Annotated in this window: 7 protein-coding genes; 2 read left to right on the forward strand and 5 right to left on the reverse strand. The window is 47.6% G+C overall.

Annotated elements, in window-relative coordinates; translation table 11 throughout:
• The first annotated feature begins 243 nt into the window (after positions 1 to 243).
• Positions 244 to 2,037: a 2-isopropylmalate synthase gene (locus HMPREF2572_RS00240; RefSeq protein ID WP_070495294.1), complete on the forward strand. Its 1,794-nt coding sequence runs from the start codon at positions 244 to 246 to the stop codon at positions 2,035 to 2,037.
• Between the two features lie 680 nt (positions 2,038 to 2,717).
• Here HMPREF2572_RS00240 and HMPREF2572_RS00250 read toward each other — a convergent pair.
• Positions 2,718 to 3,053 (reverse strand): hypothetical protein, encoded by a 336-nt coding sequence (locus HMPREF2572_RS00250; protein WP_070495298.1) that lies wholly within the window; start codon positions 3,051 to 3,053, stop codon positions 2,718 to 2,720.
• Positions 3,054 to 3,190: 137 nt separating this feature from the next.
• On the opposite strand from HMPREF2572_RS00250, the gene HMPREF2572_RS00255 reads away from it, so the two are divergent.
• On the forward strand, positions 3,191 to 3,676 hold the full coding sequence (locus HMPREF2572_RS00255; RefSeq protein ID WP_070495300.1) for a hypothetical protein: 486 nt from the start codon (positions 3,191 to 3,193) through the stop codon (positions 3,674 to 3,676).
• Between the two features lie 112 nt (positions 3,677 to 3,788).
• Here HMPREF2572_RS00255 and purE read toward each other — a convergent pair whose 3' ends face one another.
• The 4 genes from purE to HMPREF2572_RS00275 form a co-directional block, all read right to left on the reverse strand.
• Complete coding sequence (gene purE / locus HMPREF2572_RS00260) at positions 3,789 to 4,274, reverse strand: 5-(carboxyamino)imidazole ribonucleotide mutase (protein ID WP_003743250.1); 486 nt, start codon at positions 4,272 to 4,274, stop codon at positions 3,789 to 3,791.
• Between the two features lie 77 nt (positions 4,275 to 4,351).
• Positions 4,352 to 5,092, reverse strand: a complete 741-nt coding sequence (locus HMPREF2572_RS00265) for a tetratricopeptide repeat protein (RefSeq protein WP_070495302.1) — start codon at positions 5,090 to 5,092, stop codon at positions 4,352 to 4,354.
• Position 5,093: 1 nt separating this feature from the next.
• Positions 5,094 to 5,762: a class I SAM-dependent methyltransferase gene (locus HMPREF2572_RS00270; RefSeq protein WP_070495304.1), complete on the reverse strand. Its 669-nt coding sequence runs from the start codon at positions 5,760 to 5,762 to the stop codon at positions 5,094 to 5,096.
• 12 nt (positions 5,763 to 5,774) lie between these two features.
• Positions 5,775 to 5,960 (reverse strand): DUF3460 family protein, encoded by a 186-nt coding sequence (locus HMPREF2572_RS00275; RefSeq protein WP_070495306.1) that lies wholly within the window; start codon positions 5,958 to 5,960, stop codon positions 5,775 to 5,777.
• Positions 5,961 to 6,067 lie beyond the last annotated feature (107 nt).

Genomic DNA, 6,067 nt, shown 5'->3' on the forward strand with positions numbered 1-6,067 from the left:
AGGGGATTTTGGGGGATTTTGCAAAGGTCTCGTGATGTCTGTTTATTATCTCGCGGCAGGTATGATTGTTCTGCCTTTTCATGCTTGGATGCTTAAACTAAATTAGACAAAATGTATAAAAATAATCCAATTTAAAAAGAAAATTCGTAATTTTATAAAAATAGATTGTCGTTTTGTCTAAAATGCGTATAATCCCCTCCCAATGCAAACAATAATTTCAATAAGGTTTGGACAAGGAACATCATGCAATTAGACATTGACCGCTTAGTTGCTTATTTCGGCGGCGTGAATGCGCTTGCTGAGGCGTTAAAACAGCACGATCCCGAAAATGCCGCGACGACTGCCGCCATCTATAAATGGCGCACCCGCGGGTCGCTGCCTTTGGCGCAACTGCAAAAGCTGACCGCGCTGGCGGAAGCGCAAGGCAGACCGCTGGATTTAAATGCTTTTTTACAAAAAAACGAATCTCTGGAGAGAACTGAAATGACACAGACCAACCGCGTAATTATTTTCGATACCACCCTGCGCGACGGCGAGCAGTCGCCCGGTGCCGCCATGACCAAAGAGGAGAAAATCCGTGTGGCACGCCAATTGGAGAAATTGGGTGTGGACATCATCGAAGCGGGTTTTGCCGCTGCCAGTCCGGGCGATTTCGAAGCGGTGAATGCGATTGCCAAAACCATCACCAAATCAACGGTCTGTTCATTGTCTCGCGCCGTCGAACGCGACATCCGTCAGGCGGGCGAAGCTGTCTCACCCGCGCCGAAAAAACGCATCCACACCTTTATCGCCACCAGCCCGATCCATATGGAGTACAAGCTGAAGATGAAGCCGAAACAGGTTATCGAAGCGGCCGTCAAAGCGGTCAAAATCGCGCGCGAATACACTGACGATGTGGAGTTTTCCTGCGAAGACGCGTTGCGTTCGGAAATCGATTTTCTTGCCGAAATCTGCGGCGCGGTGATTGAAGCAGGCGCGACCACCATCAACATTCCCGATACCGTCGGCTATTCCATTCCCCACAAAACCGAAGAATTTTTCCGCGAACTCATCGCCAAAACGCCCAACGGCGACAAAGTCGTTTGGTCGGCACACTGCCACAACGATTTGGGCTTGGCAGTCGCCAATTCACTAGCCGCGCTCAAAGGCGGCGCGCGCCAGGTGGAATGTACCGTCAACGGTTTGGGCGAACGCGCAGGCAATGCTTCGATTGAAGAAATCGTAATGGCTTTGAAAGTGCGCCACGACCTTTTCGGCTTGGAAACCGGCATCGACACCACCCAAATCGTGCCTTCGTCCAAACTGGTTTCCACCATCACCGGCTATCCCGTGCAGCCCAATAAAGCCATTGTCGGCGCGAATGCGTTTTCGCACGAATCAGGCATCCATCAGGACGGCGTGCTGAAACATCGTGAAACCTATGAAATCATGTCCGCCGAGTCGGTCGGCTGGGCGGCAAACCGCCTGAGCTTGGGCAAATTGTCCGGCCGCAACGCTTTCAAAACCAAGCTGGCGGATTTGGGTATCGAATTGGAAAGCGAAGAGGCGCTGAACGCCGCGTTTGCCCGCTTCAAAGAACTCGCCGACAAAAAACGCGAAATCTTCGATGAAGACCTGCACGCGCTGGTGTCCGATGAAATGGGCAGTATGAATGCGGAAAGCTACAAATTCATCTCCCAAAAAATCAGCACCGAAACCGGCGAAGAGCCGCATGCCGAAATCGTGTTCAGCATCAAAGGCGAAGAAAAACGCGCTTCCGCCACAGGCTCCGGCCCTGTCGATGCGATTTTCAAAGCGATTGAGAGTGTGGCACAAAGCGGCGCAACTTTGCAGATTTATTCCGTCAACGCCGTAACGCAAGGCACGGAAAGCCAAGGCGAAACCAGCGTCCGTCTGGCACGCGGCAACCGCGTCGTCAACGGTCAGGGCGCAGATACCGACGTTTTGGTCGCTACTGCCAAAGCCTACCTCTCCGCCTTGAGCAAACTGGAATTCGGTGCCGCCAAACCGAAAGCGCAAGGCAGCGGTACGATTTGAGCTTAAATGGTTTGATTTGAATTTAAAAGCAAAGAGGTCGTCTGAAAACCGGATGGATTTTGGGTTTTCAGACGACCTTTTTTTATTTTTTCACAGAACCGAACAGGGGAAAAAGGTTAATCAAACACAGTAAAAAATACAAAACGAGTATTAAAATCAGCCATAAATTTTTAAGTTTTATACTTGAGTAAATGATATGAAACAATAAATCTAGGTCGCCTATTAAATGGACAAAAAAATACGCTGTAAGGATGAAACAGAAAATGCCAATAAACTTTCTTCCTAATAGAAAGAATAGAATGGACATATTGTTTATTATTAAAAATAATTTAATAATCATTGGGTTGTCGTTTATTTCGCCTTGTAAATCGGATAAATTATAGACATCCCCATCAGTTATATAGTCTATGATGTAAAATTCATCAGTATTAAGGAGAAATGAAAACGAAATAAGTAGCAATAAAATGAGGTAATTAATTGGTTTTATGGATTTTATACTGAAAATACGGTTTGCCATCATGCTCCCATTCGTTTTATTTTTTCTATGTATTTTTTATAACGTATTCCTGCCTGAAAGGAAGGCAATAGGTAATATACATTGTAAACTAAAAAATCAGTCTATCATAAAAGCTTCAAACATAATCGGCTTCCAAAAGGTGTGCTGATTTAACTGCTGAATCTTATTGAAGTTTCATCAGTCGGTCTTGTTCGACTGACAACACGCCGTTTACCTTTTGGAAATAGGCAATAGCATCTTGAATATTGGTTTTGGCTGATGGACGAATGGCAATTCCGTGCAGGTTTTTGTATTCGTAAACCAAACTTGCGCCGGAATCTTTCACTGCCTTCATCAATGAACCTGAGCCGATGCCTTCATCGTAGAAAATAATCAGATTGCCCGTTGTGGCTTGTACTTGTCGGGTGGGGACTGCTTCAGTCGCTTGGGTCGGTTTGCTTGGGCTTTGACAGGCGCAGAGCAAGGCGGAGAGCAGGATAAATGCAAAAGTTTTGTTCATTGTTGTTCAGAGGGTTGTGTGATGAAACAGGGTCGTCTGAAAATGGGGTAAACAGGAATAATGGAAGATAAAGTTAGAAAGATAGCTAAATCTTTAGGTTATTTAAATCTTCAAGTTATAAAAGGATAAAGGAAATAATGAATTTAAATAGTACATATAATTTTTCACTTAATCAATATAATTTCTATTTTGAGATAAATTGGGAATTTAATTTTCTGTATTTAGGGAAATTTAATCAGTGTGGTCAAGTCTATATTGATTCTGGTTTTTATATCAATTTTGGAAATGGTCTGTCTCTATATATTGCCGGTGAAGAAGACTATGGCAATTTATTGGATTTTATAGAATTTGTCTCAGATAATAATCAAGACGAATTAAATTTTGAATCACTTACTGCTGAGATAAGTAAGAAGAATAATATCTTGAATATGAAATTTAAGAAAAATAATATACTAAATATGGAGGAGTTAGTTGGCAAAGAAAGAAATATAAATATAAATTTCAGTCATGAGTTATATGCTGAATTAAATTCTTTAGTATTGAAAATTCAGGATGACTATAAAAAATTTTCTTCTAATTTAAATGTAATTAAAAATATTTGTTTTGGAACTGACGCAGATTAGCAGTTATATCCAGCAATTGTCGCGCACAATGTAAAAAGTGAAGCTGGTATGGTCGTCAGAATGCAAAGATTTCTATTTGCCTTTCAGACGACCTTCCCTACGACCTTGATACTTATGCTTCGGGCAGTTCCATGTCTAAAACGGTTTGTTCCTGCTTGGCGCGGAAATCGGCAAGTTTTTGCGCCAGCTCGGGGTCTTCGTTGGCAAGCAGCGAGATGGCGAACAGGGCGGCGTTGGCGGCGCCTGCCTCGCCGATCGCAAAGGTGGCGACGGGAACGCCTTTGGGCATTTGCACGATGGAGAGCAGGGAGTCTTCGCCGCGCAGGTATTTGCTGGGCACGGGAACGCCCAATACGGGGACGGTGGTTTTGGCGGCAACCATGCCGGGCAGGTGTGCCGCGCCGCCTGCACCCGCGATGATGGCTTTGATGCCGCGTTCGCGGGCGGTTTCGGCGTATTCAAACATTAAATCTGGGGTGCGGTGTGCGGACACGACGCGGGCTTCGTATTCAACGCCGAATTCTTTGAGAAACTGCGCTGCCTGCTGCATAACGGGCCAGTCGCTGTTGCTGCCCATGATGATGCCGATTTTGGCCATATTTGCTCCTAGTGTATAAAACGTTATTCAATGAATGATTTCAGACGACCTTTGAGTATGGGAGGTCGTCTGAAAATTTATCGTTGCTTGATGCTGACGGCTGCGCGTTTGGCGGCGGCGCTGCCGGGGTAGCTCTGTATCAGTTTGCGCCATGTGTTGCGGGCGATGTCTTTCTGTTGCAGCTTGTATTGGCATTGCCCGATGCTGAAGAGCGCGTCGGGCGCTTGCGGGCTGTTGCGGAAGCGGTTGGCGAAGCGGCCGCCAATTTCGATGACGGATTCGCAGTTGCCCATACGCTGTTGGCTTTGCAGCAATAGATACATATTGCGTCGAGCGCTTTCACTGCCGTTGCCGCCGTCTGCTCCTTTTAAGACTGCGGCGGCTGCGGCGTAATTATTGCGCTGATAGTATTTGAGGGCTTGATTGTAGAGATGGGTTTCGTTTTGGTTGGCGGAGTCGGCTTCTGAAGGCGCGGTGCCGCCGTTTGCCAGATAGGTGCTTTTGAGCTTTTGGTCGTCCAAACGCTGGGCGGGCACTTTTCTATTGGCATGACGCGGGGTTTTGTTTTGTTTTTCGAGTTGTTGCAGGCGCTGGTTGGTGTTTTCCATCTCGCGCTCCAAACGTTCGACCTGCATACCCAAGCGTTCGATTTGGGTCATCGTGTTCAAATCGGGATAGGGAATGGCGGAGGATTCGGCTGCGGCGGTGGGAATGTCGGGCAACATGAAGGTGTCGCCGGATTTGGGTTTAGGGGAGGTAGAGGCGCAGGCGTTGAGTAGGAGGATGCCAGCAAACAGGATGGGAAGGGTTTTGTTCATTTTATTTTTTAAGCAGCAAAGTCAGACCGTCGCCGACGGGCAGGGTAATGGGTACGATGCGGGAATCGTCGGGCAGGCTGCGGTTGAAGGATTGGAGTATGTTTAGGCTGGGTGGTGCATCGCGTTCTGTTTCGCCCATGACGCGTCCGTTCAGCAGGACATTGTCGATGGCGATAACGCCGCCGCTGCGGACCAGTTGCAGGCAGCGTTCGAAATATTGCGGGGTCGGCGGTTTGTCGGCATCGATCAGCGCCAAGTCGTAGCTGCCTGATTCGCCTTGGTTTATCAAGTCGTCCAAGGTCAGCAGCGCTGGCTGGAGGTGGAGGGTGATTTTATGGGCGACTTGCGCTGCCTGCCAAGTTTCGCGGGCGATATCGGTAAAGGTGACGTTGATGTCGCAGGCGGTAATTTTGCCGTGTTCGGGCAGGGCTAGGGCGACCGCGGTGCTGCTGTAACCGGTAAATACGCCGATTTCCAGATATTTTTCGGCTTTGAGCAGGCGCGCGAGCCAAGTCAACAAGGCTGCCTGTTCGCGGGCAATCGCCATTTTCCCTAAACGGTGGGATTGCGTGCGCGAACGCAGGGCGGTCAGGGCAGGATGCTCTTTTTCGCCGATGCTGTTGAGGTAGTCTTGCAGCACCGGATTGATATTGTGTGTCTGGGTGGTCATGCCGTTTGGCCGTCAGTCTTGGTAGTAGGTATAAGGTTTTTTGGCGATTTTGGCGGCTTCGAATTCTTTTTGTTCTTGAGGGTTCAGCTCGACATCCCACAGCAGATGGCGGTTTTCAAGGCGTTGTGTTTCCAGCTGCGGATTGTCTTCGATGAGTTTGTCGAGGAATTGGGTGGCTTCGGATTTGTAGTGATACATGATACGGCTCCGTGCGGGTTTGCGTCAGCCTTTTATTATAACTGATAACGCCGTTACGGTTTTTAGATATTCGACTATATAGTGGATTAAATTTAAATCAGGACAAG

Source organism: Neisseria sp. HMSC064E01 (assembly GCF_001808875.1).
Lineage (GTDB): Bacteria > Pseudomonadota > Gammaproteobacteria > Burkholderiales > Neisseriaceae > Neisseria > Neisseria sicca_A.

Bases quoted from the DNA above. Each gene is read 5' to 3' on its own strand.
- HMPREF2572_RS00275 (WP_070495306.1), bottom strand. From the start codon at position 5,960: ATGTATCACTACAAATCCGAAGCCACCCAATTCCTCGACAAACTCATC.
- HMPREF2572_RS00270 (WP_070495304.1), bottom strand. From the start codon at position 5,762: ATGACCACCCAGACACACAATATCAATCCGGTGCTGCAAGACTACCTC.
- HMPREF2572_RS00240 (WP_070495294.1), top strand. From the start codon at position 244: ATGCAATTAGACATTGACCGCTTAGTTGCTTATTTCGGCGGCGTGAAT.
- purE (WP_003743250.1), bottom strand. From the start codon at position 4,274: ATGGCCAAAATCGGCATCATCATGGGCAGCAACAGCGACTGGCCCGTT.
- HMPREF2572_RS00250 (WP_070495298.1), bottom strand. From the start codon at position 3,053: ATGAACAAAACTTTTGCATTTATCCTGCTCTCCGCCTTGCTCTGCGCC.
- HMPREF2572_RS00255 (WP_070495300.1), top strand. From the start codon at position 3,191: ATGAATTTAAATAGTACATATAATTTTTCACTTAATCAATATAATTTC.
- HMPREF2572_RS00265 (WP_070495302.1), bottom strand. From the start codon at position 5,092: ATGAACAAAACCCTTCCCATCCTGTTTGCTGGCATCCTCCTACTCAAC.